Annotated in this window: 15 protein-coding genes and 1 tRNA gene; 7 read left to right on the forward strand and 9 right to left on the reverse strand. The window is 64.1% G+C overall.

The genetic code is table 11. The features are described 5' to 3' along the window. Positions 1-16: 16 nt before the first annotated feature. The 7 genes from ABDB81_RS09355 to ABDB81_RS09385 all read right to left on the reverse strand — a co-directional run bounded on the left by ABDB81_RS09355 (position 17) and on the right by ABDB81_RS09385 (position 7,693). Complete coding sequence (locus ABDB81_RS09355) at positions 17-430, reverse strand: DUF3830 family protein (protein ID WP_137924460.1); 414 nt, start codon at positions 428-430, stop codon at positions 17-19. A gap of 179 nt (positions 431-609) precedes the next feature. Then, entirely contained in the window at positions 610-1,800 is a 1,191-nt protein-coding gene (locus tag ABDB81_RS09360) for an amidase (RefSeq protein WP_346810686.1), read from the reverse strand. Between the two features lie 44 nt (positions 1,801-1,844). Next, entirely contained in the window at positions 1,845-2,855 is a 1,011-nt protein-coding gene (locus ABDB81_RS09365; protein ID WP_160472144.1) for an ABC transporter ATP-binding protein, read from the reverse strand. A 17-nt stretch (positions 2,856-2,872) separates the two neighbouring features. Then, positions 2,873-3,955, reverse strand: coding sequence for an oligopeptide/dipeptide ABC transporter ATP-binding protein (locus ABDB81_RS09370; protein ID WP_160472146.1), 1,083 nt, complete (start codon positions 3,953-3,955; stop codon positions 2,873-2,875). 2 nt (positions 3,956-3,957) lie between these two features. Then, the gene (locus ABDB81_RS09375; RefSeq protein WP_137924464.1) at positions 3,958-4,845 is read right to left on the reverse strand and encodes an ABC transporter permease; all 888 of its coding nucleotides are present in this window, start codon (positions 4,843-4,845) and stop codon (positions 3,958-3,960) included. Positions 4,846-4,857: 12 nt separating this feature from the next. Next, positions 4,858-5,808 carry an ABC transporter permease gene (locus ABDB81_RS09380; RefSeq protein ID WP_346810689.1) on the reverse strand — a complete coding sequence of 317 codons (951 nt, stop codon included), beginning with the start codon at positions 5,806-5,808 and terminating at the stop codon, positions 4,858-4,860. A gap of 199 nt (positions 5,809-6,007) precedes the next feature. Then, a complete protein-coding gene (locus ABDB81_RS09385) occupies positions 6,008-7,693 on the reverse strand; it encodes an ABC transporter substrate-binding protein (protein ID WP_346810691.1) in 1,686 nt (561 codons plus the stop codon). A 189-nt stretch (positions 7,694-7,882) separates the two neighbouring features. Here ABDB81_RS09385 and ABDB81_RS09390 point away from each other — a divergent pair, with 189 nt between their 5' ends. Then, positions 7,883-9,130, forward strand: coding sequence for a Zn-dependent hydrolase (locus ABDB81_RS09390; RefSeq protein WP_160472152.1), 1,248 nt, complete (start codon positions 7,883-7,885; stop codon positions 9,128-9,130). A gap of 175 nt (positions 9,131-9,305) precedes the next feature. Here the strand turns inward: ABDB81_RS09390 and ABDB81_RS09395 are convergent, their stop codons facing one another. After that, positions 9,306-10,091, reverse strand: a complete 786-nt coding sequence (locus ABDB81_RS09395; protein ID WP_346810693.1) for an IclR family transcriptional regulator — start codon at positions 10,089-10,091, stop codon at positions 9,306-9,308. A gap of 235 nt (positions 10,092-10,326) precedes the next feature. Here ABDB81_RS09395 and ABDB81_RS09400 point away from each other — a divergent pair, with 235 nt between their 5' ends. The 6 genes from ABDB81_RS09400 to ABDB81_RS09425 all read left to right on the forward strand — a co-directional run bounded on the left by ABDB81_RS09400 (position 10,327) and on the right by ABDB81_RS09425 (position 15,448). Continuing rightward, on the forward strand, positions 10,327-11,025 hold the full coding sequence (locus tag ABDB81_RS09400) for a GntR family transcriptional regulator (protein WP_346810695.1): 699 nt from the start codon (positions 10,327-10,329) through the stop codon (positions 11,023-11,025). Positions 11,026-11,059: 34 nt separating this feature from the next. Further along, a complete protein-coding gene (locus ABDB81_RS09405) occupies positions 11,060-11,734 on the forward strand; it encodes a DUF2848 domain-containing protein (RefSeq protein ID WP_137924470.1) in 675 nt (224 codons plus the stop codon). Positions 11,735-11,764: 30 nt separating this feature from the next. Then, the gene (locus tag ABDB81_RS09410) at positions 11,765-13,087 is read left to right on the forward strand and encodes an amidase (RefSeq protein ID WP_346810972.1); all 1,323 of its coding nucleotides are present in this window, start codon (positions 11,765-11,767) and stop codon (positions 13,085-13,087) included. Between the two features lie 183 nt (positions 13,088-13,270). Then, entirely contained in the window at positions 13,271-14,596 is a 1,326-nt protein-coding gene (locus ABDB81_RS09415; RefSeq protein ID WP_346810697.1) for an MFS transporter, read from the forward strand. Between the two features lie 192 nt (positions 14,597-14,788). Beyond that, positions 14,789-14,875: transfer RNA gene (locus ABDB81_RS09420), tRNA-Leu, on the forward strand. 234 nt (positions 14,876-15,109) lie between these two features. Next, positions 15,110-15,448 carry a VanZ family protein gene (locus tag ABDB81_RS09425; protein WP_346810699.1) on the forward strand — a complete coding sequence of 113 codons (339 nt, stop codon included), beginning with the start codon at positions 15,110-15,112 and terminating at the stop codon, positions 15,446-15,448. On the opposite strand, the gene ABDB81_RS09430 is transcribed toward ABDB81_RS09425, so the two are convergent. Continuing rightward, complete coding sequence (locus ABDB81_RS09430) at positions 15,423-16,280, reverse strand: 23S rRNA (adenine(2030)-N(6))-methyltransferase RlmJ (RefSeq protein ID WP_137924491.1); 858 nt, start codon at positions 16,278-16,280, stop codon at positions 15,423-15,425. The genes ABDB81_RS09425 and ABDB81_RS09430 overlap by 26 nt on opposite strands. Positions 16,281-16,339: the final 59 nt, after the last annotated feature.

A 16,339-nucleotide genomic window follows, 5' to 3' on the forward strand; every position in this document is an offset into this window, starting at 1 on the left:
CCGCGCCTGACTCCCCTTATTCCGCCAGCTCGAAGACCACATCCTGCGCGCCTTCCCACAGCACCTTGGTGCCGAGGGCGCGCAGGTTCTCCTTGCCTTCCACGATGGTCAGGAAGTGGTTGCCGGCCAGTTGCCCCATCTTGCTGGCGAAGCAGCAACTGCCATAGGCCAGGATGATCTCGGTCTCGCTGTAGCCGCCCGGGTAGAACAGGATGTCGCCCACGGACGGGTGGCTGGTGTGGTTTTCGAAGCCCACGCCAAGTTTGAACTCGCCAAGCGGAATCCAGCAGCCTTCACCACTCCAGCGCACGTGAATCAGTTTCTGCCGATAGGGCAGCAGCTTCATGAAAGCGGCCACGGTTTCGGGCGCGTCCGGGTGGGTCTCGGCGATGAAGGTGTGCGTGGGGGTGGTGATGCGAAGTTTGGTCATATTGTTGGTTATCCCGTTCGGTTTGCTCCCCTCTCCCACTTGTGGGAGAGGGGCGGGGGAGAGGGCAAGCGGTTCAAATTGCGACAGGTCGGCAAGCAGAGCCTCGATGGCCTCTCCCCCGGCCCCTCTCCCGCGATGCGGGAGAGGGGAGGAAACAGATGGCATTGCGGAACCCTAACTCACACCAACGCCGTCATCAACACCTCCGCCACCGCAATCAAGCTCCTGTCACTCCCCTTCGGACCGATCAGCGAAATCCCCAGCGGTGCGCCATCGCGGCCGGACAGTGGCAGGCTCAGTTGCGGGAACCCCGACAGCGGCGTCAGGCACAGCGTATGCGCAGCAGCGGTGCGGTAGTCTTCGAGGGATTCCATCGGCGCGGAGCGCAGCGGTGCAATGTCGGGCATCGTGGGCAGCACGAGGATGCTGTCGTGACCGAGCAATCGGCCCAGATGAACGATGAACTCGTTGCGGACCGTGGTCGAGTGCGTGAACTGGGCCTGTGTCACGCCCTTGCTGAAGGCGAAACGGCCCGCCACATCCGGGCCGAGTTGCAAGCCGTAGTTCTCGATCAGCGCGCCATCGGCCTGCCACGCTTCCCATCCCTGCACATAGCGGAACGCCCAGTACAGGTCCGACAGCGGACGGTCGGCCACATCGACGGGCACAGCCTTGCCAAACACCGCTTCGATCCGCGCCACGGTTGGCGCCAATGCCGCGCGCGCTTCAGGGGTGGGCAGTTCGAACAGGTCGGAGGCGAGCAGCAGCTTGGGTTTGGCGGGCAGCGGATCGCCATCGGCACCGAGCAACACATCTGCCACGCGGGCAAACGTGGCGATGTCTCGCGCGAAGAATCCGCAGGTATCGAGCGATTCGCACAGCGGCATGACCTGTTCCAGCGAGATGCGGCCATGCGTGGGACGGATGCCGAACAGTCCGCAGTGGCTGGCCGGTGCCCGCACCGAGCCGCCTGTGTCGGTGCCGAGCGCGAAATCAGCCAGCCGGTTCGATACCGCCGAGGCCGATCCAGACGACGAGCCCCCCGTGATGCGATCCGGCGCCGCACCGTTGTAGGGGCCGCCGTAGTGATAGTTCTGGCCGTTCATCGAGAACGCGAGTTCATCGGTATGCACCTTGCCGACGAACGTGGCGCCCGCATCGAGCAGCTTCTGGACCGTTGGTGCGGTAGAGGTCTTGATACCCGAGCGGGCCAGTACATGCGGATTGCCGCCGCCAGTGGGATAGCCGGCAACATCGAACAGATCCTTCACCGCGAAGGTCAGACCTTGCAGGGGGCCGGTCGCACTGTTTGGCACATCGACATCGGGGTAGGGCAGGAAGGCGCGGGCGGGATGGGTGGCCAGGCTCATGGTGTCGGGTGGTCCTTGTGGCGATAAGACGGAAAAAAGTGGAGTCAGGCAGCGCATTCGCTGACGGCGGGCGCCTCGACCAGCGTGCAGCTCACGCGGTGGCCGTTGCCGAGCGAGACCGCGCGCGGCACATCGGCCATACATTCCGCGCGAGCATGCGCGCAGCGCGGCGCAAACGTGCAGCCCGGCGGCAGCGCGGCGAGATCGGGCGGCGCGCCGCCGATGGTCTGCAGGCGCTGGCCACGGTCCATGCCGTGCTGGCGGCTTTGCAATAGTGCGATGGTGTACGGGTGGCGTGCGTCGCGCAGCAGCGTGCGGATCGGGCCTTCCTCGACAATGCGCCCGCCATACATCACGGCCACGCGATCGGCGATCTCCACGGCGGCGCCGATATCGTGCGTGACAAATACGATCGACAGCCCCAACTCGCGCTGGAGTTCCCGCAGCAGGATTAACACCTGGATCTGCACGGTGGCATCGAGCGCCGTGGTCGGCTCATCGGCCAGCAGGATCTTCGGCTGTGCGGACAGTGCGAGGGCGATCATGGCGCGTTGCCGCATACCGCCTGACATTTCATGCGGATAGGCCGCGAGCCGTCGCTCCGGACTTGGGATGCGCACGGCTTCGAGCGCCTTGAGCGCCAGCGCCTGGGCTTCGGTCTTCGACACCTTGCGATGCGTGCGGATGCATTCGATGATCTGCTGGCCTACCGTATAAACCGGATCGAGCGCGAGCAGCGGCTCCTGGAACACCATCGCCACGGTGCCGCCGCGCAGGCGGGCCAGCGCGCGTTTGTCGAGCGCGAGCACGTCTTGATTGTCGACACGAATCTGACCGGTCATCCTGGTACGACGCGGCGGATGCAGGCGCATCATCGCGCGCAGCGTCACGCTCTTGCCGGAACCGGATTCGCCAATCAGTGCGACGGCTTCGCCGGGGGCGACATCGAGCGATACGCCGTTGACGGCGCGGATGGTCTTGCCGCCGCCCGAGAACGTGACATGCAGATCGCGGACGGAGACGGCGGATGCGGAAGCAGTGGGGTCTTGAGACATGATGGTTCTCCGCGTGGTCAAGGCGTGGCCGCGTGCAGGCCGGGCGTCATGCGGCGCAGCGGCAGCGAGTGGCCGCCATCGGGCATCGCCATCAGGCAGGACACCGGATGGCCGGCCAGCGCGTCGGACAGCGTCGGCGTGCGGCGCTCGCAAACCGGCTCGGCGCGGGCGCAACGCGGATGAAAACTGCATCCGGGTGGCGGATCGATCGGATTGGGGGGATCGCCAGCCAGTGGCGCGGCCAGCGTGCGGTGGTCGGGGTCCATCGACGGCATCGACGCCAGCAACGCGCGTGTGTACGGATGCGCGGGATTGGCGTAGACGGATTCCGTATCGCCAATCTCCACGACCTTGCCGAGATACATCACCATCACGCGATCGCACAGATAGCGGATCACGTTGAGATCGTGGCTGATGAAGACGTAGGTCAGGTCGAACTCGGCCTTCAGATCGAGCAGCAGGTTCAGCACCTGGGCCTCGACCGATTTGTCGAGCGCCGAGACCGCTTCGTCAAGAATCACCAGCCGGGGCCGCAGCGACAGCGCCCGCGCAATGTTCACGCGCTGACGCTGGCCGCCCGAGAGTTCGTGCGGATACCTACCGGCAAAGCGCTTCGGCTCCAGCCCCACGCGCTCCAGCAGATAGCGCGCCCGCTCGGTGGCTTCCTTTGCTGGCACACCATGGACGCGCGGCGTGAAGGCAATCGATTCCTCGATGGTCAGGCGCGGGTTCAGCGATGAGTAGCTGTCCTGGAACACCATCTGCACCTGGCTGCGGTAAGCCTTCAGCGGCAACTGTGCAGAGCCCACACCCTGTGCGTCGAAGATCAGCTCGCCGCGATCATGTGGAGTCAGTTGCATCAGCAGGCGTGCGGTGGTGGACTTGCCGCAGCCGGATTCACCCACCACGCCAAGCGTCTCGCCTTTCAGTACATCGAAGCTGACACCATCGACGGCGCGTACTACGCCGCCCTTGCGCAGCGGCACGGGTGATTTCAGCGGGAAATGCTTGACGAGGTCGCGCGCGATGACCAGTGGTTGTGCCGGGCCGCCGATGTCGATGGCGGGTGCGGCGGGCAGGGGAGCAAGCGTATCGGTCATGTTCACTCCTTGATTTCCATGGCCGAGCGGATGCCGTCGGCCAGCAGGTTGAACGAGATCGACGTCAGGAAAATCATCGCGCCGGGCAGGGCCGCGACCCACGGCTGCGTGTAGATGGCCGTGCGCAGCGTGTTCAGCATCAGGCCCCATTCGGGTTCGGGCGGCTTCACGCCGAGGCCGAGGAAGGACAGCCCCGATGCGAGGATCATCGACACGGAAATCAAGCTCGTCGCGTAGACGAAGATCGGGCCGAGCACATTGTTGAGTACATGCGCGCGCACGATGGTCAGCGACGACGCGCCGGATGCGCGTGCGGCATCGACGAATTCGCGATTGCGCACCTGCGTGGTCACGCTCTCCGCCACGCGCACGATCTGCGGAATGAAGACGATGGTCAGCGACAGCAGTGCGTTACCCACGCCCGCGCCCAGCGTGCCCGACAGCGCAATCGCCAGCAGCACGGAGGGGAAGGCGTACAGCACATCGGTCAGTCGCATGATCACGGTGTTGGTCCAGCCACCCGCGTAGCCCGCCACGATGCCGATGGCGCTGCCAATCACAAAGGCCAGCAGCACCGGCGTGATGCCCATGAACAGCGACAGCCGTCCGCCAAGCATCAGGCGCGACAGCATGTCGCGGCCCAGTTCGTCGGTGCCGAGCGGATAGCCTTCGAAGCCGATGGGCTTGAGCCGCTTCAGGATCGACGAGGCGTACGGATCCGCCGGCATCAATGCAGGGGCGAAGATTGCCATCACGATCAGTGCCAGCAGAATCAGTGCGGCAAACATCGCGAGCTTGTTGCGCAGCAGTCGGCGACCGACCGTGCTCCAGTAACCCGGCGAGCGCTCCACCGGCAGCGCGGCCACGCCCTTGTTCAGCGTCATTTCCATGGCGGTGCCTCCTTAGTTGCGTTGGATGCGCGGATCGAACAGCGTCTGCAGCGCGTCGACCACGAGGTTGAGCATCACGAAGAACACGGCCAGGATCAGGATCGTGCCTTGCAGTAGCGGAAAATCGCGCTGAAAGATCGCTGCGTTCAGCAGGAAGCCCGTACCGGGCCACGAGAACACCGTCTCGATAAGGATCGAGCCGCCCAGCAGGTAGCCGAGTTGCAGACCCATCACGGACAGCGCCGTGGGTGCCACGTTCTTGACCACATGGCGGAACACGGCGATGTCGGATAGCCCGCGCGCGCGTAGCCCGACGATGAATTCGTTAGAGAGAATTTCAGCGACCAGGGCGCGGATGGTGCGGGCAACGATGCCCATGGGGATCACGGACATCGTGACGGCCGGCAGGATCAGGTACTGGATATGCTCCCAGTCCCACGTCCAGTCGCCCGAGCCGCCGGGGCCTGCGCCGGTTGCGGGCAGCCAGCCCAGCACCACCGAGAAGGCGATCACCAGCACCATGCCCAGCCAGTAGTGGGGGATGCTGACGCCGAGCACCGAGATGAATGAGGCGACGCGGTCGGACACCGAATCGCGCATATAGCCCGCGACAAAACCGAACAGGCAGCCAAACGTGAAGCCGATCAACGTAGCTACCGTGGCGAGACGAATCGAGTTGATCACTGCCTTCGACACTTCGGCCATCACGGGCCGGTTCGTGGCGATCGATGTACCCAGGTCGCCGTGCAGCGCGCGCACCAGCCAGTGGATGAATTGTTCGAGGAAGGGCTTGTCGAAGCCGTACAGCGCAGTCAGTTGCAGGCGCAGTTCTTCAGAGGCATCCGGCGGCAGCACCGAGACCAGTGGATCGCCGGGCGCAATGTGGACCAGCGAGAAGCAGAGCAGGGCGACCCCAAGCAGGATCGGCAACGCATACATGATGCGGCGGAGCAGGTAAGTCATGGGCGGTGGCCGGCTGTGGGGTGAACCAATATTGTTTGAACTCGGTTCCCCTCTCCCGCTTGCGGGAGAGGGGTAGGGGAGAGGGCCAGCGGTTCAAACATGCGATATGTCGGCAAGCAGAACGACATGCCCTCTCCCCCAGCCCCTCTCCCGTTGCACGGGAGAGGGGGGCAAACCAGCGGGAGATGACAACCCCGCCTCAATCCATCGACATCGTCGCGATATCGATAAACCAGCTTTGCGGCTGCACCACGCCCTTCACCTTCTTCGAGATTGCGCGCGGGCCCACGTCATGGGCGATCAGCACGAACGGCGATTCCTCGACGATGCGCGCATGCAGCTTGGCCAGTGCAGCGTCGCGGTCTTTTTCACCAAAGGAGGTGCGTGCGGTCTCGATCAGCTTGTCGAACTCGGCGTTGCCAAAGAAGCCCCAGTTGTTCGAGACCGGTGGCTGCGTCTTGGTGCTGACGAAACGGACCATGGCGAAGAACGGGTCCATCGCGGCAAAGCTCACGTTGATGGCATTGGCGCCGTGAGCACTGGCGTCCTTGGCGCCGATGCGCCAGTTCGTGAACAGCGTGTTCCATTCGACGACATCGAAGTCCACGTCGAAGAAGCACTCCTTCAGGTTCTGTTGCACGTACTCGTTCATCGGCAACGGCTGCATCTGGCCCGATCCCGATGCCGAGACCTGCACCTTGACCTTCACCGGCTTGGCGGCCGAGAAACCTGCCTCGGTCATCAGCTTGCGGGCGGCGGCGGGGTCGTACTTGATGTCGAACTTCGGATTGCCCCACCACGGGTTTCCAGCTTCGACAATGCCCTTGGCCTCCGCCATGTAGCCACCCAGCAGCGTCTTCAGACCAGAGCGATTCACGCAGAGGTTGGCGGCCTGGCGCACGCGCTTGTCGAGCCACGGCGAGTTCGGTGCGAAGGAGAGCTGCCACGGCCACATATGCGGCTGCGCGTTGGCGTAGACCTCGAAGCCGCGGCTCTTGATCTGCGCGACGGCGTCGGGTGCCGGTGCTTCGATCCAGTCGACCTGGCCGGACAGCAGCGCGGCGGTGCGCGCGTTGGCTTCAGGCATCGGCAGCATCACCACTTTGTCGATCTTCGGCACGCGCTTCGCATCCCAGTACGACGCATTCTTCGCCAGTTCCAGACGCTCGCGCGGCACGAAGCGCGTCATCTTGAACGGACCCGTGCCGGAGGCATCGGCAGCAAAGGCCACCCATGCCTGCTTGCTGCGCTCGGCAGCATCGGTGACGGAGGCCGGCACGGACGCGAACTTCTTCTCCCATTGCGTGGGCGAGGCCATGAACAGGTTCGACACGTTGTATGGCATGAACGAATCCGGCTCGGACGTAACCAGTTCCACGGTCAGGTCGTCGATCTTCTTCGCACTGCGCAGCGTGGGCATGCGCGAGGCGGTCACGCCCACCTGGCTGGCATCGAATTGCTTGGCGGTCTTGTCGAGCACCTTGTTGACGTTCCAGACCACGGCGTCTGCATTGAAGGCGGAGCCATCGTGGAACTTCACGCCGGGACGCAGCTTGAACACCCACTTCGTCTTGTCCTTGTCGTCGACCTTCCATTCGGTGGCGAGATCAGGAATCAGCAGGCTCGGTCCGTTGCTCTTCGAGAGATCCCACTGCGTGAGCGCGTCGTACATCGGAATGCCGGTAAAGCGGTTGCCTTCGAAGCCCTGGTCGGGCTGGCCGAGGGTGCGGGGGATATCGGCGGCGGTCATGCCGATGCGCAGTGTTTTCTCGGCCATCGCGATGCCGGGCAGGGCGAGTAGCGAGAGTGCGACGGCGGTAGAGACGCAACGGATCGTGGTGGAGAAACCTTTCGCGCGGGAAGACGTGGGGTGGGTCACAGGCATGGCTCCTGATGGATGGGATGAACGTCCGATGGTGCGGATGGGGTGGTGACGGGTGCTGCGTTCGATCTAGCAAGTGATGTGCCAGTAGCCATGCACCATCGCAAACGGCTTCGCTCATCCATGCGGCGTGGTCTGGATCTTGCTGAAGCGGTGCACCTCCTACGCTCACCCACTGCAGACAACCAAGACATGGATTCGCAATTCACTCCCCGCATCAATGGCGCCCGACTGTGGCAATCGCTCATGGACCTTGGCGCGATCGGCGCCACGCCGAAGGGTGGCGTGTGCCGCATCGCGCTGACCGATGAAGACCGCAAGGGGCGGGATCTCGTGGTGCAGTGGTGCCGCGATGCCGGGCTCGACGTCCGCGTGGACGAGATCGGCAATGTCTTCGCGCGTCGTGCCGGTACCGACCCCGATGCACCGGCCGTGGCCACGGGCAGCCATATCGACACCCAGCCCTCTGGCGGCAAGTTCGACGGCAACTTTGGCGTGCTGGCGGGGTTGGAGGTCATGCGCACGCTCGATGACCTCGGCATTGCCACACGCGCACCGCTGGAGGTGGCGTTCTGGACGAACGAGGAGGGCACGCGCTTCACGCCGGTGATGATGGGTTCGGGCGTCTTCGCGGGCGTGTTCGATGCCGAGGATGCGCGCGCCCAGCAGGACCGCGACGGCATCAGCGTGGGCGATGCGCTGAGATCAATCGACTACCTCGGCACGCAGCGCGCGGGCGAGGTGCCTGGCGGCATGTACGCGGCGTATTTCGAGGCCCATATCGAACAGGGTCCGGTACTGGAGGCGGCGGGGCTGCCGATTGGCGTGGTGTCCGGCGCGCTGGGCCAGCAGTGGTACGACGTGACCGTGATCGGCCAGGATGCGCACGCCGGTCCCACGCCACTCGCATTGCGTCACGACGCGCTGCTGGCCTCGGCCCGCATGATCGAGGCCGTCAACCGCATCGCGCGTGACGAGGCGCCGCATGGTCGCGGTACGGTGGGCTTTGTCGAGGTCACGCCGAATTCGCGCAACGTCATTCCGGGGCGCGTCGATTTCTCGGTCGATTTCCGTAATCTCGCGCAGGAAGGGCTGGACCGCATGGATGCGGCGATGCACGCGGCGTTCGGTGGCATCGCGGACGTGGCCGGTGTGACTGTCGAGATTCGGCAGGTGGTGAAGTTCGAACCCTGCATCTTCGCGCCGGCCTGCGTGGATAGCGTGCGCCGCGCTGCTGCGCAACTGGGCCTGCCGCACATGGACGTGGTCAGCGGCGCCGGCCATGACGCCGTGTACGTAGCCCAGCGCGCGCCCACCGGCATGATCTTCGTGCCGTGCAAGGACGGCATCAGCCACAACGAACTGGAAGACGCGCTACCGGAGCATATCGAGGCCGGAGCGAATGTGTTGCTGGTGGCGATGTTGGAGCATGCGGGATAGCGATATCGATGGCTATGCCCTGTGGTTTTCTCCCCTCTCCCTCAGGGAGAGGGGCGGGGGAGAGGGCCAGCGGTGCAAATTGCGACAGCGTTGGCAAGCAGAGCCTCCAGCCCTCTCCCCCAGCCCCTCTCCCGCATGCGGGAGAGGGGAGAAAACCAGTGGTAGAGGCACGCGATCAATGCCCGATCGACCGCGAAATCGCCCACGCACACTCGATCACCAGCGGCCCCAGTTTCCTCTGCGCCTCAGCCATCGTCCACCGGCTCGCTGGCGGCGATACATGCACGGCGCCCACCGCCTCGCCCCGACTGTTCACGATCGGCGCGCCCACGCCCATATCCCCGAGAAACAACTCTTCCTCATTGCACGCATATCCCAGGCTGCGGCACGCCACCACCTGCGCGAAGATCGCATCCACATCGATCAGCGTGGCTGGCGTGCGGGGCGCGCGCGTGGACGCTTCCAGCATCGCGCGCACCTGTTCGTCCGGCAACTTGCTGAGATACGCGCGCCCGGAACTCGTGCAGTACATCGGAATCCGCATGCCCACGGGCGTCAGCACGGGCATGTGCTTGGCGGTCATGAGTTGCGCCACATAAACCATGTCCAGCCCCACCGGCTCGGTCAGGTTGGCTGTTTCGCCGCTGGTATTCGCAAGCTGGGAAAGATAAGGGCTGGCAATCGGAATCAGGGAATCGGCCGCCAGATAGTTGAAGCCGATCTCCATTACCTTTGGTGTCAGCCGAAAGCGGCGGGTCTGGGGATGCTTGTCGATGTAGCCGAGCCGTTCAAGCGTATGGACCGTGCGCTGCGCGGAACTCTTGGTCATGCCCGTGAGCCCGGCCAGTTCGGCCAGCGTCAGCGTGCGATGCACGGCGCTGAAAGCACGCAGCGCTTCGAGACCTTTTTCGAGCGATTGGTTGAACAGCGGGTCAGGGCGTTCGCTGTCGGTGTCATTCATGGATTGGGACCTTGGCACCATCGTCGTGACCCGCTGCACCACGATGGCTGCATATTGCACCAAGATATTCACAAATCGGTTATCGATTCGTAGCGAGTGGTTGATGATACGCCACCCCACGAATTTCATGTCCTTGCATCGTGTTTACCCTAACCCAATTCGGGTTGTGCTCTGTGAAATATCACACTAGTATCACTGCAACTTCAAATGCATCAGCTTCAAGATTCCACAACCTATGGTGAATCCCATCCGACTGGTCGGTGCCTCCGAACCTGCTCCCGCTGCGCTGACCCCCGCCCAAAGCGGCGCGGCCATGCGTGAGCAGGCTTACACCGAGATCAAGCGTCGCATCATCGCGTGCGAATTCCGTCCCGGCGAGCCGCTGATCGAAGCGCAGGTTGCGGCGTTGATCGGCCTGGGTCGTACGCCCGTGCATCAGGCGCTGCATCGGCTGGAAGTGGAAGGGCTGGTATCGATCCTGCCGCGCAAGGGTGTGCTGGTCACGCCGCTGTCGCTGAACGAGGTGCTCGACATGATCGAGGTCCGCGCCACCAACGAGGTGCTGTGCGCCACGCTGGCCTGCGAGCGCGGCCACGACAGCGATTTCAAGGCGATGCGCGATATCGTGGATCGCTCGCCGGACCTGATTGCCCGGCGCGACATCCCGGCACTGGCCTCGCTCGATTTGAAATTCCACACCGCCATGTCGGCCGCATCGCGCAACCGCGTACTGGCCGAACTGCTGCGCGGCCTGCATGAGAAGCAGGCGCGCTTCTGGTTCCTGTCGCTCTCCGATCCGCAGCATCTGGAGAACGTGTACCAGGAGCATCTGGAGATCGTGGACGCCCTTGAGCGCCGCGACATTCCGGCCGTGCGCGAATCCATCCGCGAACACATCGACGAATTCCGGAAGAACATCATCCGGACACTCTGACCGAACTTTTCCCCTCCGTAACAAGGTAGTAGACATGCCGACACTGCAACTTCAGGTAGCCGGCGGGGGCGCACTCGCCCTCGACATCGAACGACTGATCATCGCTGGCTGGACCGGCCGCGACCGCGACGCCGTGCAGCATCACATCGACGAACTGGCCGCCATTGGCGTGAAGCCGCCCGCCACCGTGCCCACGTTCTATCCGCTGGCCGCGCAGCTTCTGACCACCGACGATGTGCTTGAAGTACCGCGCGATGATTCCTCGGGCGAGACCGAATTCGTGCTGCTGCAGGGCAAGGACGCGCTGTATATCGGCATCGGCTCCGACCACACCGATCGCAAGGTGGAAGCCTATGACGTGACCGTCTCCAAGCAGATGTGCGCCAAGCCGATGGGCCGCGACGTGTGGCGTTTCGATGAGGTGGCGGATCACTGGGACGTGCTGGAAATGCGCTGCTGGCGTGTACGCGACGGCCAGCGCAATCTGTATCAGGAAGGCAAGGTCACGCGCCTGCTGGACCCGCGCGATCTGATCCAGCGCCTGACTGGCGAGGCGCAATTGCCGCCCGGCACGGCCATGTTCTGCGGCACGCAGGCTGTGATCGGCGAGATGGGTCACGGCGAATCGTTTGAAGTGGCGTTGCACGATCCGGTGCGGAACCGTACGCTGCGTCATACCTATCGCGTGGAAACGCTTGCTGTAGCCTGACCAGACAAGATTGAGGAACAGAGGATGACGATGACAGCCCCGACCATTGCCGAACTCGCCGCCGCATTGGCAGCAGGCCGTACCACCAGTGTCGCGCTGACCGAGGCCGCGCTGGCGAATATCGACCGCCATCAGAAAGCTGGCGGTGCAGCGTTCCTGAGCGTGGACGCCAATGGCGCGCTGGCCCAGGCCCGTGCCGCAGATCAGGCCCGCGCGGCCGGCAATGTGTCTTCGCCACTTGCCGGCCTGCCCGTATCGATCAAGGATTTGTTCGATGTGCGCGGACAGGTGACGCGCGCGGGTTCGAAGGCGCTGGAAGGCAATGCGCCCGCGCAGGCCGACGCACCTGCCGTGGCGCGTCTGCGTGCCGCAGGCGCCGTGCTGATTGGCCGCACGAACATGAGCGAGTTTGCGTTCTCGGGGCTGGGTTTCAATCCGCACTACGGTACGCCGCGGTCGCCGTTCGACCCGGAGCGCCTCAGCGGCGGTTCCACATCGGGCGGCGCCGTGAGCGTGGCGGAGCAGATGGCCGTGGCCGCACTCGGCACCGATACCGGCGGCTCGATTCGCATCCCCTCGGCATTCTGCGGCCTCACCGGCTTCAAGCCGACGGCCAGCCGTGTGCCGCTCGACGGCGCCGTGCCGCTCTCGACCTCACTCGACTCCGCCGGCCCGCTGGCGCGCTCGGTAGCGTGCTGCGCGGCCGTGGACGCCGTGCTTAGCGGCGAAACACTCGACACCCGTCCCGCAGCGCTGCGCGGCTTGCGCCTGTATGTGACCCGCGATTTCGTGCTCGATGGCATGGACGCGGAGGTGGGGCAGGCATTTGAGGCCACGCTGGCCCGGCTCTCGGCGCAAGGCGCGCAGATCGTCGAGTTCAGCTTTGCCGAATTGCGTCGCTTGCCGGAGATCAACGCGGCAGGTGGCCTGACTGCGGCGGAAGCGTGGGCCTGGCACCGTGAGTTGCTGCAGACCAAGGGCGACCAGTACGACCAGCGCGTGGCGCAGCGTATTCGCCGTGGCGAGAAGCTGACCGCTGCCGACTACATCGTCCTGCTGGCCGAACGCCGCGCCATGCAGCAACGCGCCGCCGAACTGCTGCGCGATGCCGATGCGTGGCTGATGCCCAGCGTGGCCGTGCGTGCGCCGCGCCTCGACGCCATTGCGCGCGACGAGGACTTCTTCGCGATCAACGGCCTGGTGCTGCGCAACGCCAGCGTCATCAACTTCCTCGACGGTTGCGCCAGCTCGCTGCCGATGGGCGAAGGGATGGGGCTTGGTGTGTGCGGCCTGCGCGACAGCGATGCCCGCGTGCTGCAGGTATCCGCTGCGATCGAGTCTGCATTGGGCTGATGCCGGCCTGATTTCTCGCTGAAGTTTTCGCCGAAGTTTTTTTGATTCCCGATACCCGGTTGCTGATGCAACCGGACCGGGCAGGGATTCTGCTGCCCGTCGCCAGCGCCAGCACAGCGCATTGCGAGAGGGCCTCGCCAACGTAGCGAGGCCCCGCCCACCACATCCAAGGAGTAGTCACCGATGTCTTCCGTGATGACCGGCGCCCCTGGCGCCCTGGACAGCCTGCCGCCTGCGGAACTGGCCCAGCAACGCAGCGAGGCGTACCGCAAGATCACCGTGCGCCTGATCCCGTTCCTCGTCTTCCTGTTCATCCTGGCGTGGATCGACCGCGTCAACGTGGGCTTCGCCAAGCTGCAGATGCTGCAGGATCTGCAGTTCAGCGAGGCGGTGTACGGTCTGGGCGCAGGGATTTTCTTCATTGGCTACTTTCTGTTCGAAGTGCCGAGCAACCTGCTGCTGGAGAAGATCGGCGCGCGCAAGACACTGGCGCGGATCACCATCCTCTGGGGTCTGGCGTCGATGGCGATGATCTTCGTGAAGACGCCGATGCAGTTCTACACGCTGCGCTTCATGCTCGGCATCTTCGAAGCGGGCTTCTTCCCGGGCGTGGTCCTGTACCTGACCTACTGGTTCCCGGCCGCCCGCCGTGCGCGCATCAACGGCCTGTTCATGACCTCGTTCGCCATCGCCGGCGTGGTCGGCGGCCCGCTCGCCGGTTTCATCATGAGCGTGATGGATGGCGTGGATGGCCTGGCCAACTGGCAATGGCTGTTCGTGATCGAGGGCATCCCGTCGGTGCTGGCTGGCTTTGCCGTGCTCGCCTTCCTGCCCGAGAAGCCCGTCAATGCGAAGTGGCTCAGCGCCCGCGAACAGGCCATCGTTACCAGCGACGTGGACGCCGAAGCCCGCGACCCGTCCAAGCATGCACACCTGAAGGACGCGTTTGCCAACTCGCGCGTATGGATCTGCGCCGCGATTTATTTCTGCGTGGTCAGCGGCAACGCCACCATCGCGTTCTGGTCGCCGTCGATCATCAAGGAGCTGGGCGTACACGGCAACCTGCAGATCGGCCTGATCTCAGCCATCCCGTTCGTGGCCGGCACCATCGCCATGGTGCTCAACGGCATCCACTCGGACCGCACCGGCGAGCGCCGCATGCACTGCGCCATCGCAACCCTGATCGCCGCAGTGGGCCTGACCCTGACCGGCTTCTGGCTGCACAGCGCCGTGCTGGCCCTGGTGGCACTAACCATCGCCTCCATCGGCATCCTGGCTGCGTTCCCGGTCTTCTGGTCGTTGCCCTCGGCCTTCCTGACCGGCACCGCAGCAGCGGGCGGCATCGCCCTGATTAACTCGATCGGCAACCTGGCCGGCTTCGTGGCGCCTTACACCATCGGCTGGTTCAAGAGCACCACCGGCCAGCTCTCATCGGGGCTGTATTTCGTGGCCGCACTGGAAGCGTGTGCAACGGTGCTGGTGATGGCGTTTATCCGGGCGCGGAAGTAAGCGAAGATCAATGGGCGGGCAGGGGGCTGGATTCCCTGTTCGCCTTACGATACAATCCGCATCCTCATTACGCCGCAGGCTGCAGTCACGCCAGCGGCACGGACCGGCTTCCGGCGCGCCATGCGCCACAAGCAAGAAAAGGCGGGCAGCTCCAGCCGCCTTTTTTGTTTTCCGAAGCCGTTTCCAAGGACCGCGAGGGTGGCGAAATTGGTAGACGCACCAGGTTTAGGTCCTGACGCCAGCAATGGTGTAGGGGTTCGAGTCCCCTCCCTCGCACCAACCATCTTTTTTGTGACGAAATATCTACACGTCACCATCCATTCCATAGTCCGCCAATCATCGGCCAAATTCCGCTAGTTCTCAGGCAGTTCGCACACTGCTTGGCTAAAGCGTTTCTTTGCGTCAATCTCAGAATCTTGTCCTGAGAATCGCCTGTATCGTCTGGCTTTGTCCCACGCAACGTGGTGACAGTGGCGTGTACGATGGCGCTTGTCTCTCGCCATGGACTTCTGGATGCGCCGTCTCACGCTTTTTCAGTGCCGCGTACTGTTCACCGTTTGCTCGGTGGCCGTGCTGGCGCTTTCCTTGTTGCCGCCCGGCATGCCCGAACCTACCACCGGGTGGGACAAGTCGAATCATGTCCTGGCTTTCAGCGTACTCACGTGGCTGGCCGCGCGGGCATGGCCCGGTCGCCTTTGGCGAGTGGCAGGAGGGCTGATCGTCTATGGGGTATTGATCGAGTGGCTCCAGTCCATGACCGGATATCGCGAAGCGTCTTGGCTCGATCTGTGCGCCGATGCGGTGGGCATCGGCGTGGGCATGATGCTCAGTTTTCGAGCGATTCGAGCGTGAATGCCGCGCCGCCGTCCTGGCCCAGCAATTCCACGAGCTTGGGCATCGCTTCCTCAAGTGCGGCGTGGAGTGTCCACGGCGGATTGACGACGAACATGCCGCTGCCGTGCAGGCCCAGCCCCCCCTCCACGGGATGTTTCACGGTGAGCGTCACGTGCAGCCAGCTTTTCAGCGGCAGGCGTTCGAGTTGCGCGGGCAACTGCATCGATTCGCGGCGCTGCACCTGGGGATACCAGATCGCATACATGCCCGTGGCAAAGCGCTCCAGGCCGGCTTTTAGCGTGTCGAGCGTGCGCGCATAGTCCTGCTTGTCCTCATACGATGGGTCGATGAGTACCAGCGCGCGGCGCGGCGGCGGAGGCAGGATGGCCTTGATGCCGTTGAAGCCGTCGCCGTCATAGAGCATGACCTTGCGGCCTGCGCCCCGAAAGTTGTCGCGCAGTACCTGGATCTCGGTGCTGTGCAACTCGAACAGGCGCAGACGATCCGGTTCGCGCAGCATCTGCCAGGCCAGCCACGGGGACCCCGGATAGTGCTTCAGGGTTCCATCACGATTCAATTCGCGCACCTGCTCCAGGTAGGCTTCCAGCATCTCCGGCAGTTCGTTACCACCTTGCGCTGCGCGCCACAGCGGGCCAATGCCGGTCTCGAACTCGGACTTCTTCTGGGCGTAGGCATGATCGAGCGCATACAGGCCGGCGCCTGCATGGGTGTCGACGTACCAGAACGGCTTGTCCTTTTGCGTGAGGTAGTCCAGCAACTGAACCACAACGGCGTGCTTGAGGACATCGGCATGGTTGCCGGCATGGAAGGCGTGACGATAGCTGAGCATGGCAGGGGGAAATGACGGCACGCAAACGATCGCCAGACAGCGGCCACACGAGGCCTGCC

Origin of the sequence: Cupriavidus sp. DL-D2, assembly GCF_039710735.1 — a bacterium.
Taxonomy (GTDB): Bacteria; Pseudomonadota; Gammaproteobacteria; order Burkholderiales; family Burkholderiaceae; genus Cupriavidus.